Source organism: Bacillus sp. FSL R7-0685 (genome assembly GCF_038002425.1).
In the GTDB taxonomy this organism is placed as follows: domain Bacteria; phylum Bacillota; class Bacilli; order Bacillales; family Bacillaceae; genus Bacillus; species Bacillus subtilis.
On sequence record NZ_JBBOCN010000001.1, the window covers coordinates 3,954,636 to 3,973,941 of the forward strand.

A 19,306-nucleotide genomic window follows, 5' to 3' on the forward strand; every position below is an offset into this window, starting at 1 on the left:
ACGATCCCACCTTTACTCGATCTTTTTCAATTATGACTGTGCTTCAATAAGCTGTACGATTTCTTCCGCAGTCGGCATCGCTTCTGACGAACTGTGCTTGCTCACCACAATGGAAGCTGAAGCACTGCCGTATTTCAATGCCGTTTCAATGTCTTTTCCGCTGACAAGGCCATAGATAAAGGCTGACGCATAGGAGTCACCAGCTCCAAAAGTTTTCAGCACTTTTGTCTTGTACGCTTGGGCGCGGAATACCTCGCCGGATTTGCTGTATGCGTAAGAGCCTTCGACGCCGTGTTTGATGACAACGAGGTCGGCTGAATGGCCAAATAAATGATTGACGGATTCTTCATTGCTTCCGCCTGTGCGGTTTTCCATCACATCAAATTCATCGCGTGTGCCGATGACGATATCAGACTGCTCGGCAACCAAAGAATAATAAACGGCTGTTTCATCTGATGACTGCCACGTATACGGGCGGTAATCCAGTTCGAACACCACTTTAACCTGATGCTTCTTCGCGTATTGAACAGCTTTTAATACCGCTTCCCGTGACGGGCTTTTGGCGAGCGCTGTCCCGGAAACAAGCAGCATTTTCGCATTTGCGATATAGTCCTCGCTTACCTCTGAAGGCTCAAGATAAAGATCCGCCACATCATCGCGATACATTAAAATGCTGCATTCTTCAGGGCTGAGGATTTCTGTAAATGCAAGGCCTGCTTTGTGTCCATCTTGATCAACAACCATCTGTGTTGTATCAACGCCGGTCTTTCTCATATAGGACTCTATGAATCTTCCATGCTGGTCATCCGGAATTTTGCCGATGAAGCCCGCTTTTAAGCCAAGCTTCGCGCTGCCGATCGCGATATTCGCAGGTGAACCGCCGACGTATTTGGAAAATGTCATCGTCTCTTCCATTGGGCGGTTGTATTCGAGTGCGTTCAGGTCAATACATGCCCGGCCGATGGCAATAATGTCAAAAGCCTTCTCTTCATTGAATGTATACTTCATCGTAAACAGCCACTCCTCACTTGTTAGCGTTCTAAAATCCACTCATGCGCCGGGTCGTTATGAAACTTCCATTTTCGCGTCGGCCCTGCCATGACATTTAAATAGTAGGATGTGTATCCGTCCGGAACGCCTACCGGGTGGTATCCCGCAGGAACGATGACAACGTTTTCATTTTCCGCAGTCATTGTCTCGTCAATAGAACGGTCATCTGTGTATACGCGCTGAAATACAAAGCCCTGTCCCGGGTCTAACTCATGGTAGTACGTTTCTTCTAAGAAAGATTCTTCCGGCAAGTTGTCTTGATCATGTTTGTGAGGCGGGTAGCTGGACCAGTTGCCGCTGTCTGTATAGACTTCAACTACTAATAGACTGTTAGCTGAAGGGTCTGAATCCGGAAGAATGTTATGAACAGTACGTTTGTTTGAAAATTGCCCGCGATGCTCAATTCCGTTGTCTTCCGCTTTGATCAGCTTTGTCGGAAGCTGCTTTTCCGATGGAGAATAGCAAAGCGCCACTCTTGCGTCGCTGACCGCTGTGATCTCAAATGCACGGTCATTTGAAATATAGACGCTGTCTGTCGGTTTTCGTTCAAATACGCTTTCGCGCGTGCCGATATTCTCAAAAGTCGACTCATGATCTGTCACTGTAATTTTCCCCGTTACCGCCACAATACAGATTTCTTGTTTTTTCAATTCTTCTGTATAGCTTGAACCTGATGCAAGATCTAACACTTTAAACTCTACATAAGTGAGATCAGAGTTGGATGTCGTTACTTCGTGCACGAGTTTGACCCCATTAGACACTTCATGCGACTGCGGCTTACGCAACAAATAACTCATAGAGAAGCCCTCCTCTTTCTATTGGCAGAATGAGTCCGAACAGCGCACATGGACGCCGTTCGGCTGTTCGTCGTTTAGTTGAAATCAGGTGCCGGATATCTTGCCGTTACCACTTTTTTACGTGTATAGAAGTCGACGCTGTCTTTTCCGTTCGCATGCAGCGTTCCAAAGAATGAAGATTTCCAGCCTGAGAATGGGAAGAACGCCATTGGAGCCGGCACACCAAGGTTGATGCCTAGCATTCCCGCATCAATGTTTTCACGGAAGTAGCGGATTGCGTTTGAATTGGATGTGAACAAGCAGGCACCGTTCGCAAACTCAGACTTATTGGCGATTTCAATCGCTTCTTTCAGGTTTTTCACACGGATGACAGATAAGACCGGAGCGAAAATTTCATCTTTCCAGATCGTCATCTCTGTTGTGACATTGTCAAAGATCGTCGGGCCGACAAAGTAGCCGTCGTCAGACACATTTTCACGTCCGTCACATACGAGTCTGGCACCTTCTTCAAGGCCTTTTTCGATATAGCTGAGCGTGCGCTTCTTGTTGTCTTCGCGAATCACCGGTCCTAAGAACACGCCGTCATCAAGGCCGTTACCGATTTTAATGTCCGCCACTTTTTCCTGCAGCTTCGCCATAAATTCATCGGCGATTCCTTCTTCAACTGTCACAACCGCACAAGCCATGCAGCGTTCACCGGCAGAACCGAAGGCAGCTCCAACGATGTTTGTGACCGTGTCTTCAAGATTCGCATCGTTCAAGACAATCGTATGGTTTTTCGCGCCAGTCAGAGATTGAACGCGTTTTAAGTTTTCGCTTCCTTTTTTGTAGACGTATTCGCCGACTGGCTTGGAGCCTACAAATGAAATCGCTTTAATTTCGGGATGCTCGAGGATGCCGTTCACAACGTCATGCGCACCGTATACGACGTTGAATACCCCTTTCGGAAGGCCCGCTTTTTCAAAAAGCTCAACCAATTTCTCTGTTAACAGCGGTGTCCGCTCTGATGGTTTTAAAATAAATGTGTTGCCGAGTGCGATCGCCATTGGGAACATCCAGCAAGGGACCATCATCGGGAAGTTAAATGGCGCGATTCCGCCGACAACTCCGATTGGGTAGCGGTAGTTGGCCGCTTCAACGTCCGTTGCGATGGAAGCAAGCGAGTCACCCATCATTAGGGAAGGTGCTCCAGCGGCGAACTCTACGTTTTCAATCCCGCGTCCCACTTCACCTAAAGCTTCTTTTGTGTTTTTTCCGTTTTCAATGGTAATCAGATGAGCCAGTTCTTCTTTATGCTGGGACAGCAGCTGCTGGAAGTTAAATAGAATTCTGGCGCGGCGAGGAACCGCCACCTTTGACCATGTTTTAAATGCTTCAGCAGCCGTTTGCGCTGCGTAATCAATATCCTCTTTTGTAGAAATCGGCACTTGGCATAGTACTTCTTTCGTCGCCGGATTGACGACATCTTCATATTGATCTGTTTTGCTTTCAACCCATTCACCGTTGATGTAATTTTTTAATTTTCTGATTTCTGCCATTCTTATTGCCTCCTTCATTAGTAAACACATACACTTGTATGGATGGTTCAGGATAGATTCATATCAATATCCACTTTTCAGCAAGCCAAGAATTAAACGCTTTCAAAAACACCAAAAAAATAAAAGGCGGATGCATATTTACATACAAGCAACCATTTCATGCACAACAGGTTACTTTTTGGTCATTTCTTGGTTATATTCTAATCGCATAATACCCATAAGTCAATCATAAACACTAAATTATTTCATTATTTTTATTATATTAATCTTTTAATCAATTAATAGAGGTAAGAGAAGCCCGCCGAATCTTGCAAAAGATATACACCGATGTTATCATTTTTTAAGCAACTATTGATTAACTTTTGGTTTTTATTATATATTTATGTTACGTAAAGATTCAAGAAGGAGTTTTTAATATGAAACTGATGCGGATTCAGGAAATGGAGGAGTACATTTTATCGCATGGCACTGTTTCCTTAGATGAGCTGTGCCAGGTGTTCAATGTCTCCAAAAACACAGTCAGACGTGATATCAACAAGCTAACAGAAAAGGGTGCGATTGAAAAAGTATACGGCGGCGTAACATCTATTGAAAAAACCGCATTAGTTCCTTTTGAAAATCGCACCATTCAGCACCAGGATGAAAAAACAAAAATCGCTCATTATGCTTCCCGATTTATTGAAGATCACGATTTGGTCTTCATTGATTCAGGAACGACGACAAAGTCTATTCTTGATACGCTTGATCCAGCCAAAAATGTCACCATCTTAACCAACAGTTTAGACATTATCAATGCGGCGTCAGCTTTGAAGAATATCAACTTAATCATTATCGGAAACAACTATAAGAGAAAAACCCGCTCCTTTGTCGGCATGGACGACCCGGCTATGCTTGATAAGTACAATATCAACAAAGCCTTTATGTCCGCTACCGGAACGACGCTGACACACGGATTGACCAACTCGGATCTGCTGGAGTATGAAATTAAAAAGAGGATTTCGGAAAAAGCAAAAGAAGTGTATCTATTGGCTGACCATTCTAAATTCGGAAAATCAACGCTTCTGACGTATGCACCGTTTGACAGGCTGCATTGCATTGTAACCTCTCAGCCATTAGACGACGAGTACACGCAGTACTGCAATGAGCATCAAATCGCCATTCATCTAGCCTAACGTTTACAATAGTGTTGAGAGTCTATCATCCATTTTATTCTAGGAGGCAGATCATGAAAAAAGCGAAGCTCGGAAAATCAGACTTGCAGGTATTCCCTATCGGATTAGGAACAAATGCTGTCGGAGGACATAACCTCTACCCGAACCTAAATGAAGAAACCGGAAAAGAATTGGTGCGCGAGGCGATCCGTAATGGCGTGACAATGTTAGACACCGCTTATATTTACGGGATCGGCCGTTCCGAAGAATTAATTGGTGAAGTGCTGCGTGAATTCAACCGTGAAGATGTTGTCATCGCGACAAAAGCCGCTCACAGAAAACAAGGCAATGACTTTGTCTTTGATAATTCACCAGAATTTCTTAAAAAATCAGTTGATGAAAGCCTGAAGCGCTTGAATACCGATTATATCGATTTGTTCTACATTCACTTCCCTGACGAACATACGCCTAAGGATGAAGCTGTTAACGCGCTGAATGAGATGAAGAAAGCCGGAAAAATCCGCTCCATCGGTGTATCCAACTTCTCTTTAGAGCAATTGAAAGAAGCAAACAAAGACGGTTTGGTAGATGTATTGCAAGGCGAATACAACCTGTTAAACCGTGAAGCGGAAAAAACATTCTTCCCGTATACGAAGGAGCATAATATTTCATTTATCCCATACTTCCCGCTCGTATCAGGTTTATTGGCAGGAAAGTATACAGAAGATACAACGTTCCCAGAAGGCGACCTGCGAAACGAACAGGAACACTTCAAGGGCGAGCGTTTCAAAGAAAATATCAGAAAGGTCAACAAGCTTGCGCCGATTGCCGAAAAACACAACGTGGATATCCCTCACATCGTATTGGCCTGGTATTTAGCAAGACCGGAAATTGATATTTTAATCCCGGGAGCAAAACGTGCCGATCAACTGATTGATAATATCAAAACAGCCGACGTGACGCTTTCTCAAGAGGATATTTCATTTATTGATAAGCTGTTCGCATAAGAAGAAAACAGCCTTCTCCAATGGAGAAGGCTGTTTTTTTGTGCGAAAAATTCCTAAATAACTGATTTTGAAGCAAAACCTTACAAAATGAGCCATAAATCCGATAAAATAAAGGTAGTTTATCTCAGAAAGAAAGTGATTGAGAAAGCAAAAGTATGAAACGTTTATATCATCTAGCTCATATGAAATAAAGCTAACCCAGCTTCTTTTATTTGCTGGTCAGAATAGCGGACCGTTTAGGCGGTCTATGGAGGAAACAGAATGAAACTTAAATATGTAAAAGCCTTAGTTGCAGTAACCGTTGCTTTAGGTGTACTGCTGCCATCAACGATTTCTCATGCAAAGAGCTTCAGCGGCCGCTCATCATCTAGTTACAGCAGCCGAAGTTCAAGCTCGTCATACAGCGGAAGCTATAAATCAAGCCCGAAATCAAGCTACAGCTCAGGATCAAGCTCTTCTAGCAAAAAATCCAAGACGCCTGACGATTCATCATCATCGATTTCGCTTAAAAAGAAGCCTTCGGAAAAGGCAAGTTCATCAAGCTCTAAAAAATCGTCAGGCACCTTTTCCGGCGCTACATCAAAAGTAACCGGAAAGACATACAGCGGAAAAACGTCTAAAGCCTATGTTGGCGGACGATATGTTTCAGTCAATCATTACTATCACGCAGGTTTCGCGCCATCAGGATGGTTTGGATATTATAGCGGATTTACAATGGGTATGTTCATGATCAGCATGATGCACCCATGGGGTTACACCTATCATCCAGTCGGAGGCCCAGGTTATGTTTCTTATGGCGCTTCACCCATTGCCTGGATCGTTGATATCATCGCTTTGATTATTATTTTAATCATTGTCATCGCATTGATTCGCGCATTTAAAGCACCGAAGACGTACAGAAGGAGATTTTAGGCAATGAGATTAATATTAAATGAGCAAGAAATTGTAGACGGAATTTGCGTGTATATTTCCAATGAAGAAGATATCTACCCTGAAGACGTTGAAGTAAAGGAGCTATCTTATAACAAGCGTACAGGGTTCTTCGCTGAAGCTACATTTGGCCTGCACCACAAGCAGCTTATGTCAGATGACATTTCAGAAGGCATTATTCAGTTCTTAGAGGAATACCACAACTTCAATCCGGACGTTACCGTCGTTGAATTGCAATTTGATAAGAAAAAAGGCTTCTCCGCCTTGGTTTTCGTCAACGAAGCAGAAGAATAAAAATGTCTTAATCAAAACCTTACTCCGCGCGGGTAAGGTTTTTTTAATGGTTTCTCTGAGCATAAAGTTATTTCGTTTTTCCTAAACTCAGCGGATCTGTGATCATCTCTTTTGGCTTTAACGTTTCCGTTTGTTCAAAACAAATGTTTCAAATGAGATAGGAAATGGGTACTAATCTATTAACTTTGTTCTACATTTTAGATACTCATTGGCTCAACAACTGAGGAGGAGACATTTGTGAAGAAAGACACAAGGAAATATATGATCTACTTTTTCGGCGCTTTAGGGGGACTGCTATATGGTTACGATACAGGTGTTATCTCCGGAGCACTCCTGTTTATCAATAACGATATTCCTTTAACGACATTGACAGAAGGATTGGTTGTCAGCATGCTGCTCCTTGGCGCGATTTTCGGTTCTGCCTTGAGCGGCACATGCTCAGACCGCTGGGGCAGGAGAAAGGTTGTATTTGTCCTTTCCATCATTTTTATTATCGGCGCGCTCGCTTGCGCATTTTCTCAAACAATCGGCATGCTGATTGCATCTAGGGTGATACTCGGGTTGGCCGTCGGCGGTTCAACGGCACTTGTGCCCGTGTATCTTTCCGAAATGGCACCGACGAAAATTCGCGGGACACTCGGCACAATGAACAACTTAATGATTGTCACCGGGATTTTGCTCGCCTATATCGTTAACTACCTGTTCACACCGTTTGAAGCGTGGCGCTGGATGGTCGGTCTGGCTGCAGTGCCTGCCGTGCTTCTATTAATCGGCATCGCGTTCATGCCGGAATCGCCAAGATGGCTCGTGAAGCGCGGCCGCGAAGAAGAAGCGAGACGCATCATGAACATCACTCATGATCCCCAAGACATCGAAATGGAATTGGCAGAGATGAAGCAAGGGGAAGCGGAGAAAAAAGAAACGACACTCAGCGTGTTGAAAGCCAAATGGATTCGCCCCATGCTTCTGATTGGCGTCGGCCTTGCCATTTTCCAGCAGGCGGTCGGCATTAACACGGTCATCTACTACGCGCCAACCATTTTTACGAAGGCCGGTCTTGGCACATCAGCTTCGGCGCTCGGCACAATGGGGATCGGCATCCTCAACGTCATCATGTGTATCACTGCCATGATCTTAATTGACCGTGTCGGCCGCAAAAAACTTCTGATCTGGGGAAGTATCGGCATCACACTGAGCCTTGCTGCTTTATCAGGCGTGCTCCTAACGCTCGGACTTTCCGCATCAACAGCGTGGATGACAGTAGTCTTTCTAGGTGTCTATATCGTCTTTTACCAGGCGACATGGGGTCCGGTAGTGTGGGTGCTCATGCCTGAGCTCTTCCCGTCCAAAGCACGCGGAGCCGCGACAGGGTTCACGACTTTGGTGTTATCGGCGGCTAACCTGATCGTGTCGCTTGTCTTCCCGCTGATGCTAAGCGCGATGGGCATCGCATGGGTCTTTATGGTTTTCTCAGTCATTTGTCTTCTCTCATTTTTCTTCGCGTTCTACATGGTACCGGAAACCAAAGGGAAAAGCTTGGAGGAAATTGAAGCAAGCCTGAAAAAACGGTTTAAAAAGAAGAAAAGCACCCAAAACCAAGTGCTGAATGAGCGTACATTATAAAAAAAGGAATCGTCTCCTTATGGGACGATTCCTTTTTCTGTTTACACCATGACCTTGCAAATATTGTTCGTAAATTCCACAGGGTCCTGAATCGGCAGGCCTTCGATGAGAAGCGCCTGATTGTACAGAAGGTTTGTGTACAGTCTCAGCTTCTCTTTATCTTGTTCAAACGCGTCCTGCAGCGTTTGGAATACCTCGTGATTCGGGTTGATTTCCAGCACTTTTTCCGCCTTCACATTTTGGCTGTCAGGCATCGCGTTTAAGATTTTTTCCATCTCAATTGTCACTTCGCCGTCAGCAGCAAGGCAGACTGGATGTGATTTAAGCCGTTTTGAGATTCTGACGTTTTTCGCTTTGTCTGACAGAATGTTTTTCATTTCCTCAAACAGATCCTTATACTTGCTTTCCTCTTCCTCGGACTGCTTTTGATCCTCATCCGTGTCTATGCCAAGGTCTCCGCTTGATACGGACTTGAATTCTTTTTCCTGATAAGAAGCCAGCATTTTAATTGCAAACTCATCGATGTCCTCAGTAAAGTAGAGGATTTCATAGCCTTTGTCCGCCACCATTTCCGTTTGCGGCAGTTTCTCAATGCGGTCGTAAGAATCACCGGTCGCATAATAAATGTATTTCTGCTCCTCTGGCATTCTGGAAACATACTCATCTAAGCTGACCAATTTTTTCTCATTTGAAGAGTAGAATAATAGGAGATCCTTCAATTGATCCTTATTCGCGCCAAAATCATTGTACACGCCGAATTTCAGCTGTCTGCCGAACGACTTGTAGAACGTCTCGTATTTCTCGCGGTCTTTTTTCAACAGGCTTTGCAGCTCGCTTTTGATTTTCTTGCTGATGTTTTTCGCGATCAGCTTCAGCTGGCGGTCATGCTGCAGCATTTCTCTGGAAATATTCAGCGACAGATCCTCAGAATCGACCATGCCCTTCACAAAGCTGAAGTGGTCCGGTAGCAGGTCTGCGCACTTATTCATGATCAGCACGCCATTTGAATACAGCTCCAAGCCTTTCTCATATTCCTTGGAATAGTAGTCAAACGGCATGTTTTCAGGGACGAATAGAATCGCGTTGTAGCGAACGGCTCCATCCACACTGATATGAACGTGTGTGAGCGGTTTATCAAACCCGTAATGCTTTTCAGCATAGAATTTTTCATAATCCTCATCTGTCAGCTCGCTTTTGTTTTTTCTCCAGATCGGCACCATGCTGTTGACCGTCTGCTCTTCCTGCACCTCTTCAAATTCATTTTCGCTTCCTTCCTTCGGCTTATTAATGGTTGTATCCATTTTGATCGGGTAGCGAATGAAGTCGGAGTACTTCTTGATGATCGCTTTTAAACGATATTCCTCTAAAAACTCGTCATAGCTGTCATCTTCTGTGTTCTCTTTGATTTTCAGGATAATGTCTGTACCGACAGAATCCTTTTCACACGGTTCAATCGTATAGCCGTCTGCACCCGCAGACTCCCATTTATAAGCCTCTTCGCTGCCCAGCGCTTTACTGATGACTGTCACGACATCGGCAACCATAAATGCCGCGTAAAAACCGACACCGAACTGCCCGATAATGTCATGTCCGTCTTTCAGCTCGTTTTCCTTTTTAAACGCGAGGGAACCGCTTTTTGCAATTGTTCCAAGATGCTGTTCAAGCTCATCCTTTGTCATTCCGATCCCCGTATCAGAGATGGTTAATGTTCTCGCATCTTTGTCAGCTGCGACCTTTATGTAGTAACTGTCTTTATCAAACGTAAGCGCATCGTCCGTAAGCGCTTTGTAATAGATTTTGTCAATCGCATCACTCGAATTGGAGATTAACTCGCGCAGGAAAATTTCTTTTTGGGTATAAATGGAGTTAATCATCATATCCAACAAGCGTTTAGACTCTGCTTTAAACTCTTTTTTCGCCACTCTTGATCGCTCCTTTACCATTATGTAAACCCTTTTCAGCATCTATTTATCACATAAGATGACAATTGTCAATTAGATTGATAGATGCATATATATGTAAATTTAACATTAGTTGGATTTGTTTTCACTCTTTTTCTCACTCATTCTCATAAAAAAGAGAGGCTTCATCATCCTCTCTTTTTTTCTGTGTCATTCCAGCGGCCAAACTCCCGCTTCATCCATATATGCACCGGGTAGAAAAACAAACCGAACGGTATCAAAAACAAAAGATTATGCCATGAAGCATTCAGAAATGCGCTTGCAGTCACCGGAAACGTAATCTCTTGCAATAAAAAAGAGATGACAGTCAGCACAACAAATGCAGATGGAATGGTAATGAAGCAATAAAACTTGAGCTCCTTCTTATGCTGTACCTTCAAACATACAAACCTCCCAACAATTTCTAATTCATCTTAACATATGCTGGCCTTTCTTTTCTCGCATGTTTATCACTGCACATAGCGGGAAGACAAATAGAAAAAGGAGGTCTCGTATCATGGGAAGACTTGAAAACAAAACAGCAGTTATCACAGGCGCCGCGACAGGCATTGGTCAAGCGACGGCGGAGGTTTTTGCCAATGAAGGCGCGCGTGTGATCATCGGAGATATCAATAAAGATCAAATGGAAGAAACAGTTGACGCAATCAGAAAAAACGGAGGACAGGCCGAATCCTTTCACCTCGATGTGTCAGATGAAAACAGTGTGAAAGCATTTGCTGATCAAATCAAGGATGCATGCGGAACGATTGATATTCTGTTTAATAATGCCGGCGTTGATCAGGAAGGCGGAAAGGTGCACGAATATCCGGTTGACCTGTTTGACCGCATTATCGCCGTAGACCTGCGCGGCACGTTCCTTTGCAGCAAATATCTGATTCCGCTCATGCTCGAAAAAGGAGGCTCCATCATCAATACCTCCTCCATGTCAGGCCGGGCCGCGGACCTTGACCGCTCCGGCTACAACGCAGCAAAAGGCGGCATCACCAACCTGACAAAGGCAATGGCAATCGACTACGCACGAAACGGCATCCGCGTCAATTCCATTTCACCGGGTACGATCGAAACCCCGCTGATTGACAAATTAGCAGGCACCAAAGAACAAGAAATGGGTGAAAAATTCCGCGAAGCCAACAAATGGGTCACGCCGCTCGGCCGTCTCGGCCAGCCGAAGGAAATGGCGACAGTGGCCCTGTTCCTCGCGTCAGACGACAGCTCATACGTCACAGGAGAGGACATCACCGCAGACGGCGGCATCATGGCATACACATGGCCAGGGAAGATGCTGATTGATGAGAAATGGAAGGAAGAAACGAAATAAGAGAGGGGATGTCCCTCTCTTTTTGTCTTTCAAAGCAATACAACCTTATACTTTTTCACATCCAAAAACTGCAAAAATTCCCTCGCCAGCACTTCAGGCGGATGCGCCTTTCCTTCATCCAGCCGATACAAAAGCAACCCAATAATCATTGCGGATACATAATGGGCATAAAGCTTTTTCTCTGCGTGAATATCAGTTTGCTGATGCAGATAAAACGATTCCAGCGCTTTGAACATATCAGGTATCACATGAGGAACACCCCATTCCCGATTGAGAAAATGGACAATGGGCATATTTGACAAAGCAGAAAGCAGACTGGCGAGCGCCTTCTCCGCTTCCTTTAAGGGAAATTCATTCGGGCTGGAGGCAATCGTCAGGTGATCAATGATCTCCGCACATGATCGCTGTATCATGGTTTGGAGCAATTCCTCCTTATTGGCATAGTGATCATAAAAGGTTGCACGGCGGATATTGCTTTTCCGGGTAATATCCGAAATCGTGATGGCTGCGTAGTCTTTTTTCTCCGCCAGCACGTCCAGAAATGCCTTCTGGAGCGCCTCTCTCGTTCGAACCACACGCCTGTCGATTTGCTTGTTCTTCTCTCGCTCTCCTGGCACAGCTTGTCCAAACAGCCAATAAAATCTCTTTTGAGAAACAAGCTCCCATACCTTTTGGCTGATAGCTTCCGGAGTCGCGGCCGCATCCTCATTCAGCCAATACAGGATAATCGCGTACGTGTACAAGGCCCGGTAATGTCCGTAAATTTCCCGTTCGATCGGCGTCAAATTCACATGGACCGGAGTCAGCAGCACATCCTGCTGAAACACATCCCTAAAAAAACGATGGAAATGCCCTCTGTTCATCATCACAGAAAAAAAGGATCGATGCTCATGAACAAAGGACAGCGTCGGATGCACCGTTTGCCGTTTTTTGTTCAAATGAAGGGTATCCATATGACTGAAGGCGTCAAAAAGCGCTTTGCCCAGTCCTTCCTTCATGTCTTCGATCACATCCTCAATGATTGAAAACTTATCCTCATAATAAAGGTAGAGCGATCCGCGGCTCACTTTGGCCTTCTCAGCGATTTCTTTCATTGTGATGTGTTGAATATCTCTTTCTTTCAATAAAGCCAGCAGCGCCTCTTTCACTTGAGCTTCGGCAGATTCCGGCACAAAAGACACCTCCAATCATTAGACAGATCTTAGATATATGTACGGTAACGTATAGATGGTTCACCGTTGTCTTTCTTACAGAAAAGGTACCACCTTATAATAGGTCCGAGAAAAGAAGAAAGCAAATGAGGGGGATTTTACAATGGAACAGCAAGTAAAGGACGACATCCAGCGTGTCTTTCAGCTTCAGAAAAAACAGCAAAAAGCCTTGCGCGCTTCAACAGCGGAACAGCGGAGAGAAAAGCTTCAACGCTTTTTAGATTCCGTCATCGCCCATGAAGAAGAAATCATCGAAGCGATCCGCAAAGACGTCCGCAAACCATATCACGAAGTCAAAAAAGCGGAAATCGAAGGAACAAAAAAAGCGATCAGAGATAATATGAATAACCTGGAACAATGGATGGCGCCTAAAGAAGTCGGTTCATCGTTAAGCCCTGACGCAAACGGAATTCTTATGTACGAGCCTAAAGGCGTCACACTCATCCTCGGCCCGTGGAACTATCCGTTTATGCTGACGATGGCGCCGCTTGCCGCTTCTCTCGCAGCCGGAAACAGCGCGATTGTGAAGCTGTCCGATTTCACGATGAACACGAGCAACATTGCCGCTAAAGTGATAAGAGACGCTTTTGATGAAAAAGAAGTCGCGATTTTTGAAGGAGAGGTTGAGGTGGCAACCGAACTACTTGATCAGCCGTTCGACCATATTTTCTTCACTGGAAGCACAAATGTCGGGAAAATTGTCATGACAGCGGCTGCCAAACACTTGGCATCTGTCACACTTGAGCTTGGCGGCAAGAGCCCGACGATCATTGACAGTGAATACGATCTGATGGACGCAGCGAAAAAGATCGCCGTCGGGAAATTCGTAAACGCCGGCCAAACCTGCATCGCACCTGATTACCTGTTCATTAAAAAAGACGTTCAGGACAGGTTCGCGGGGATTTTACAAACAGTCGTCAACGCTGGATTTATGGAGGATGATCATACCCCAGACCGCAGCAAATTTACGCAGATCGTCAATGACCGCAACTTCAACCGCGTCAAAGATCTGTTCGACGATGCCATCGAAAGAGGGGCGGAAGTGGTGTTCGGCGGCGTATTCGATGCCAGCGACCGCACGATCTCGCCAACCGTTTTGAAAAACGTCACGCCTGACATGAAAATCATGCAGGAGGAAATCTTCGCACCGATCCTGCCAATGATGAACTATGAAGACATCGACGAGGTCATCGATTACGTAAATGACCGCGATAAACCGCTTGCACTTTATGTGTTCAGCAAAAACCAAGACCTGATTGACAACGTCCTTCAGCACACGACATCAGGAAATGCCGCCATCAATGATGTCGTCGTCCATTTCAGTGACGTCAACCTGCCATTCGGCGGCGTCAACACAAGCGGAATCGGCTCCTATCATGGGGTATACGGATTCAAAGAGTTTTCTCATGAGAAGGGTGTATTTATTCAGGCCTCTAAATAATCGTAATGAAGAGAATCTGCATCATCTTGCAGGTTCTTTTTTTATCTTTATATCACCTAAATAAAGAGATTAAAAGTGATAAAATACCATTTTTACTACGAGACCAAATTCCTCTAGTCTATCTCATTGAAACCCTGCAGCCCCTAACGTATAATATCCCAGAAAACTTCAAAGGAAAGAATATTATACATGGAAAAACCAGCTGGATTTTGGATTCGGGCAGTTGCCTCTATTATTGATGTATTTATTATAGCTATATTCTCTTTCATTATGATTTTCATTAACACCTTCATTGTGTTGCCACTCATTGATGCGGCAGGTACAAACATGTCAGAAGCCCAATATGAGTTTTTCATGTTGATCATTGGCACAATCCCTGTTTTGGCCATCATATTTATTTTCGCTATTCTTTACTATAGCTTGCTGACTTCCTCAAACATGCAAGCAGCATTGGGAAAAAAACTCATGGGCATCATCGTTGTCAATCAGTATAGCGAGCGTATTTCTTTTTGGCACAGCTTCGGCCGTTTCTTCGCTTACACATTATCTAAGATCTTATATATCGGTTTTATCATGGCGGCCTTTCCCTCTAAACTGGCATTACATGATTATATTTGCGGGACAAAGGTTGTCTATAAAAATAAATATCTTGATTGATCAAAAAAACAGGCTGCCGAGTTAACCTCGCCAGCCTGTTTTACTATTTCCCAAAAGCCATCAGCGCTTTCATACGAAATGACTTGACCATCATAACATATTAACCCATTTTATAATTCTACTTCACAAAAACATCACAAACTAGAAAACTATGTAAGAGTATTCACGGACGTTTTTTCAGCACCCGATCGAAATGCAGCCACAAACCAAATGACGTTGACAGCAGCCGCAGCGAGACTAACTCCCAAAACAAAGATCACCTCAGAAAGCAGATGGTCACTAAAGAAACTAAACATCAAGATAAAACCGGCCGAAGACAAATGAATCAAAAGCCCGAAGCCGCAAAGCACCGCCATGACATACCTCATTGCATCGACTCCGAGCATATAAACAAGAAATGGAATGAAATACAAGACAAGGATCATACCGACAGCTGACCACATGCCAGCTGAATTAAACTGATTGGCCGCCGCTCCCGTTCCGGCCAGCGGCGAAAGTGAAGCCGCCACAATCACGGCGCAAAAAAGAAACGCAGAAATGGTTGTCATGATCGCCACGCTATTTTTTTTTTGACATTAAACTCCTCCTTTAATAGAAATATTAACCTTTTTTATTATAAGTAAGTTGAATGTTATATTCATTATATTTTTAAAAAATTCCAGAATACATACACAAATGCTATGCTTCTTTCTAGTATATTTATATAGTAAAAAACAAAGGATAAAAGACTCATTTTTCTGTAATATCAGGATTTTATCACCATTCCATATTGCATGTACTTGTTTTTCAAAGTATACTATTCCAGATTAATTCAGAGGAGAGAGAAAAATACATGGAAAAACCAGCAGGATTTTGGATTCGTTTTTTAGCTTATTTTATTGACGGCATTATTGTATCTGTTCCTAGTTATATTATTCTATTTATTATCAATTCTGTGTTTGTAGCTGGGGCTGTGGCAACAAACCCTTACATGACGGAAGAAGAGTATTTAGTGAAATACATGACGCTTGCATTTTTGCCTACTATGCTGATCATGATCGTCATCAGCGTGTTATATTACGGGCTGCTCACAGCTTCTAAAATGCAAGGCACACTTGGCAAAAAAATTCTTGGCCTGAAAGTGGTCAATGAACAAGGTGAACGGGTTTCTGTCGGACAGGGAATTGGCCGTTACTTTGCCTATATCTTATCTGGAATCATCTTTTATATCGGGTTTATCATGATTGCCTTTGGAGAGAAAAAAGGCCTGCATGACATCATTTGCAAAACACGTGTCGTGTATAAATAATAGAAAAAAGTCTAGACGCCAATAGGCGTCTAGACTTTTGTTTTCTTTACAATAGGCTGCCACGACAGATACGTAGCGCTTCTCCACAGCCACTCAAACGGCCCCATCCGAAAGACACGAAGCCAAAGGTGGCTGAAGACCATTTGAACGGCACAAACAGCAATTGTAATGAGCACACCCGCAGCAGGGTACACTTTTCCATACAGGCCCAAGCCGTAATGATAAAAAATCCAAGTACACACAATAGACTGCATCAAATAATTGGTAAATGCCATCCTCCCAACAGCGGAGAATGATTGCAGCACTGTTCTCACTCTTGTTTTATGATAAAGATAGACAACCGTTGTAACATAGAAAAACATGAGGAAAGGCGCGCCAATCAGCAAACATATTTCTTTATCCGTTACATTGTACAGCACCTGGGCGCCGATGCCGATGACAAGCCCAGCCATCCACAATCGTTTTAATCCTTTGCGATGCTTTTCTGGTTCATGCAAGTACCGAGATTTCGCTGCCGCAGCTCCCAGCAAAAACATGCTGAAATATGGAATGGATGCAAAGAAAAAGTTGAGCGGATTATACGTAAGCATGCCATTCGAAGACATGTAAACAAGACGGTCATGGATCCGCTGTTCTGCAATGTCCTTCAGACTGCCGCTTCCATAAACATGAATCGCTTGTTTTGCCTGCTGTGTTACCGCTTTGTACCCATTCCTGTCCGTTTGATTGATCAAAACTTGTCAACATGAACGGAATGGAAAACAAAAGATACAAAGAGACCGCCCATATCAGCAGTGTTTTCGGCTTTGCTTTTCGAAACAAGAGCAGGACAAAACCGAGCAGGGCATATTCTGTTAAAATATCTCCGTCCCATATCAAAAAGGCATGAATCGTTCCAAACAAGAGAAGCGCCATTAACCTTCTCACATATAACGGAACAAACCGTTTCCCTTTGTTTTCTGCTCTCTCCATCATGACAACCATGCCAAATCCAAATAAAAAGGAAAACAATAAAATACATTTTATTTGAATGAAGAATTTCAGTATATCTGCGGCGGCAAAATCAGCTTCAGACCACTTATCCATGAAAAAATTCTCTTTTCCAAGCATAGACAAATACATATCCGGATAACTGAAATGTGCCAGATTGACAAATAAGATGCCGAAAATCGCCATTCCTCTCAGCACATCAAGCACACCGATCCGCTCATTTGTTAAAGTCGGCTGTAATGAAGACATAGCCATCACGCTCCTTTTTTCTGTACCTTAAGGGTATGAAAAAATGAAGCGCGGAAACATCGATTTAGGTGTCAGGCCGGCATGAAAACCTTACAATCTTGTCATCTTTATGGTTTCATCACCTTTAAATCTAATGCTTCGATATTCTGCAAAACGCGATCAAAGCGCAAAGCCTGAGGCTCACATGGGAAGATGTGGCCTTCATACGGGTCGCCTAACGTCCGGAAAAACGGTTCAAATAAACCAGGAACCAATACGCCCACCATCTTTGTATAGTAAGAATCAAGGCGATAGGAGTGAACGGTATTTGCAGGGACATGCAGGAAATCTCCCGGATTCAGCTGAATTTCCTGGCCATCTGCCCACATCGTCATCTGACCTTCAAGGCAATAAAATGTTTCTGTATGATGTTCATGGTAGTGATCAACGATTCGGTCACCTTTAGGGCCTTCAGAGGATACGACGATAAACTGGCCATCTGTATTTTTTTGTGCAGCCACAATGCGGTGAAGCTGATCTCCAGTCAACAGGCGATCTCCTTCTCCAGATTCAAGAACGTATGGAACCGCTCCATCTGGCAGCTCTGTAAGTTCCGCTAATTGGGCCGAACATGCAGGCTTTCCTTCATCTAGAAATACAATGTCCGCTACAGCGGCTGCTTCTGCAAATCGCTCGTTTGAGACTTCTTCGCTTGCGTACGGCGGATGTTCAGCGTGATCATACGGATTCCCAATAACGGAATACAAGTGCGCTACGTTTCCTTTCATCGTGTAAGATACCAGTCTTGTTCTGTGGCTCTGCATCCGGTAGCTGTGCGGTGTTCCCGCCGGAATGTTGGCATAATCACCTGATATTAATAAATAGCGTTCACCATCAAGTGTCAGTTCCAGTTTCCCGTCCAAAACGAGAATTCCTTCATGTGTGTCCTTGTGGACGTGAAGCGGAAAGGCATCTCCTTTTCCCCCGGAAAGAAGCACGATCTCAAACAAATCACCTGTGCTCCTCCCATTCGCCATCACCGTGGCAACCTGTCTGCCGAACAGATAGCGCTCGCCTTCTCCGCTCCGGAGCAAATAAGGCATTTTTTCTTTAGGCAATGAATGTGTACATAATGTTTTCATATTATCGCATCCTCCAATTTAGACCAGTCTATATATTATCATTTATTTGTCTAGACCGTTCTATATAATTGTAGGAGAAAGGATAACAAAATGCTACCCTTTTTTTCTCACCAGCACTGGTATTTGTTCGGCAATGAGAAGAAGAGGCGTTTTGTCTTTATTCGTTAACGAAAGCATGATGCCGCCCTCAATCATCGAATTAATCAGCGTTCCAAGCTGATTTGCTTCTTCTTCTGCAAATCCGTTTTCCATTAATTTTCTGGCAAAAACCGCTTCCCAGCTTTTAAACACCTTCATGCAAACCGTCCGCAGCGGTTCACTGATTAACGCTGTCTCACTCGCCAGCAAACCGACTGGAATACCTTTAATGCTTTCTGTGTTATCAAATTGGCTGGCTGTTTTTTTGATAAAAAGCTGAATCGCTTCTGTTGGATCAGAGGATTCATCCATGCTTTTCTGTATCAGATGTTCAACGATCTTACCTGTATATGTAACCGCTTCAATTGCTAGTTCTTCTTTGCCCTTCGGAAAAAAGTGATAAAGCGATCCCTTAGGAGCACCGCTTTCTTTTACAATCTGGTTCAAACCTGTCGCGTGATATCCTTGCAGCTGGAACAGACGTGACGCCGTGTGAAGGATTTTTTCACGTGAATCTCCTCTGCTAGTCATTAAAACATTCC

General features: G+C 44.0%; 18 protein-coding genes and 1 pseudogene. 9 read left to right on the forward strand and 10 right to left on the reverse strand.

Translation table 11 applies throughout. The features are described 5' to 3' along the window. Nucleotides 1-30 precede the first annotated feature (30 nt). The 3 genes from iolC to iolA form a co-directional block, all read right to left on the reverse strand. Nucleotides 31-1,008, reverse strand: a complete 978-nt coding sequence (gene iolC, locus MKY50_RS20515; protein WP_049140860.1) for a 5-dehydro-2-deoxygluconokinase — start codon at nucleotides 1,006-1,008, stop codon at nucleotides 31-33. A gap of 23 nt (nucleotides 1,009-1,031) precedes the next feature. Next, on the reverse strand, nucleotides 1,032-1,847 hold the full coding sequence (gene iolB / locus MKY50_RS20520; protein ID WP_220396576.1) for a 5-deoxy-glucuronate isomerase: 816 nt from the start codon (nucleotides 1,845-1,847) through the stop codon (nucleotides 1,032-1,034). A 74-nt stretch (nucleotides 1,848-1,921) separates the two neighbouring features. Then, nucleotides 1,922-3,385, reverse strand: a complete 1,464-nt coding sequence (gene iolA, locus MKY50_RS20525; protein WP_003243682.1) for a methylmalonate-semialdehyde dehydrogenase — start codon at nucleotides 3,383-3,385, stop codon at nucleotides 1,922-1,924. A gap of 416 nt (nucleotides 3,386-3,801) precedes the next feature. On the opposite strand from iolA, the gene iolR reads away from it, so the two are divergent. The 5 genes from iolR (at nucleotide 3,802) to MKY50_RS20550 (ending at nucleotide 8,390) form a co-directional block, all read left to right on the forward strand. Beyond that, nucleotides 3,802-4,557 (forward strand): myo-inositol utilization transcriptional regulator IolR, encoded by a 756-nt coding sequence (gene iolR, locus MKY50_RS20530; RefSeq protein WP_341117213.1) that lies wholly within the window; start codon nucleotides 3,802-3,804, stop codon nucleotides 4,555-4,557. A 53-nt stretch (nucleotides 4,558-4,610) separates the two neighbouring features. Beyond that, entirely contained in the window at nucleotides 4,611-5,543 is a 933-nt protein-coding gene (locus tag MKY50_RS20535) for an aldo/keto reductase (protein WP_003227049.1), read from the forward strand. 261 nt (nucleotides 5,544-5,804) lie between these two features. After that, a complete protein-coding gene (locus MKY50_RS20540) occupies nucleotides 5,805-6,455 on the forward strand; it encodes a hypothetical protein (protein WP_019712600.1) in 651 nt (216 codons plus the stop codon). A gap of 3 nt (nucleotides 6,456-6,458) precedes the next feature. After that, the gene (locus MKY50_RS20545; RefSeq protein ID WP_003227046.1) at nucleotides 6,459-6,767 is read left to right on the forward strand and encodes a YxcD family protein; all 309 of its coding nucleotides are present in this window, start codon (nucleotides 6,459-6,461) and stop codon (nucleotides 6,765-6,767) included. A 237-nt stretch (nucleotides 6,768-7,004) separates the two neighbouring features. Beyond that, the gene (locus MKY50_RS20550) at nucleotides 7,005-8,390 is read left to right on the forward strand and encodes a sugar porter family MFS transporter (protein WP_003227045.1); all 1,386 of its coding nucleotides are present in this window, start codon (nucleotides 7,005-7,007) and stop codon (nucleotides 8,388-8,390) included. A gap of 41 nt (nucleotides 8,391-8,431) precedes the next feature. Here the strand turns inward: MKY50_RS20550 and htpG are convergent, their stop codons facing one another. Both htpG and MKY50_RS20560 read right to left on the reverse strand, forming a co-directional pair. Continuing rightward, the gene (htpG, locus tag MKY50_RS20555) at nucleotides 8,432-10,312 is read right to left on the reverse strand and encodes a molecular chaperone HtpG (RefSeq protein ID WP_341117215.1); all 1,881 of its coding nucleotides are present in this window, start codon (nucleotides 10,310-10,312) and stop codon (nucleotides 8,432-8,434) included. 167 nt (nucleotides 10,313-10,479) lie between these two features. Then, nucleotides 10,480-10,731 carry a hypothetical protein gene (locus MKY50_RS20560; RefSeq protein WP_014481429.1) on the reverse strand — a complete coding sequence of 84 codons (252 nt, stop codon included), beginning with the start codon at nucleotides 10,729-10,731 and terminating at the stop codon, nucleotides 10,480-10,482. Between the two features lie 116 nt (nucleotides 10,732-10,847). On the opposite strand from MKY50_RS20560, the gene MKY50_RS20565 reads away from it, so the two are divergent. Next, on the forward strand, nucleotides 10,848-11,669 hold the full coding sequence (locus tag MKY50_RS20565; protein ID WP_167560795.1) for an SDR family oxidoreductase: 822 nt from the start codon (nucleotides 10,848-10,850) through the stop codon (nucleotides 11,667-11,669). 29 nt (nucleotides 11,670-11,698) lie between these two features. Here the strand turns inward: MKY50_RS20565 and MKY50_RS20570 are convergent, their stop codons facing one another. Further along, nucleotides 11,699-12,841, reverse strand: a complete 1,143-nt coding sequence (locus tag MKY50_RS20570) for a TetR/AcrR family transcriptional regulator (RefSeq protein ID WP_341117219.1) — start codon at nucleotides 12,839-12,841, stop codon at nucleotides 11,699-11,701. Between the two features lie 142 nt (nucleotides 12,842-12,983). Here MKY50_RS20570 and MKY50_RS20575 point away from each other — a divergent pair, with 142 nt between their 5' ends. Together MKY50_RS20575 and MKY50_RS20580 are read left to right on the forward strand one after the other, a co-directional pair. Next, nucleotides 12,984-14,321: an aldehyde dehydrogenase family protein gene (locus tag MKY50_RS20575; protein WP_032725026.1), complete on the forward strand. Its 1,338-nt coding sequence runs from the start codon at nucleotides 12,984-12,986 to the stop codon at nucleotides 14,319-14,321. Nucleotides 14,322-14,510: 189 nt separating this feature from the next. Next, the gene (locus tag MKY50_RS20580; protein ID WP_341117221.1) at nucleotides 14,511-14,978 is read left to right on the forward strand and encodes an RDD family protein; all 468 of its coding nucleotides are present in this window, start codon (nucleotides 14,511-14,513) and stop codon (nucleotides 14,976-14,978) included. A 149-nt stretch (nucleotides 14,979-15,127) separates the two neighbouring features. Here the strand turns inward: MKY50_RS20580 and MKY50_RS20585 are convergent, their stop codons facing one another. After that, entirely contained in the window at nucleotides 15,128-15,535 is a 408-nt protein-coding gene (locus tag MKY50_RS20585) for a DUF5391 family protein (RefSeq protein ID WP_167552220.1), read from the reverse strand. Nucleotides 15,536-15,810: 275 nt separating this feature from the next. Between MKY50_RS20585 and MKY50_RS20590 the strand changes: the two genes are divergently transcribed. After that, a complete protein-coding gene (locus MKY50_RS20590; protein WP_003242940.1) occupies nucleotides 15,811-16,266 on the forward strand; it encodes an RDD family protein in 456 nt (151 codons plus the stop codon). A gap of 29 nt (nucleotides 16,267-16,295) precedes the next feature. Here MKY50_RS20590 and MKY50_RS20595 read toward each other — a convergent pair. The 3 genes and pseudogenes from MKY50_RS20595 to yxaF all read right to left on the reverse strand — a co-directional run bounded on the left by MKY50_RS20595 (nucleotide 16,296) and on the right by yxaF (nucleotide 19,295). After that, nucleotides 16,296-17,505, reverse strand: a pseudogene (locus MKY50_RS20595) (DUF418 domain-containing protein). Nucleotides 17,506-17,612: 107 nt separating this feature from the next. Continuing rightward, a complete protein-coding gene (qdoI, locus tag MKY50_RS20600; RefSeq protein ID WP_049140848.1) occupies nucleotides 17,613-18,626 on the reverse strand; it encodes a quercetin 2,3-dioxygenase in 1,014 nt (337 codons plus the stop codon). Between the two features lie 93 nt (nucleotides 18,627-18,719). Beyond that, a complete protein-coding gene (gene yxaF / locus MKY50_RS20605; protein ID WP_101172316.1) occupies nucleotides 18,720-19,295 on the reverse strand; it encodes a transcriptional regulator YxaF in 576 nt (191 codons plus the stop codon). Nucleotides 19,296-19,306 lie beyond the last annotated feature (11 nt).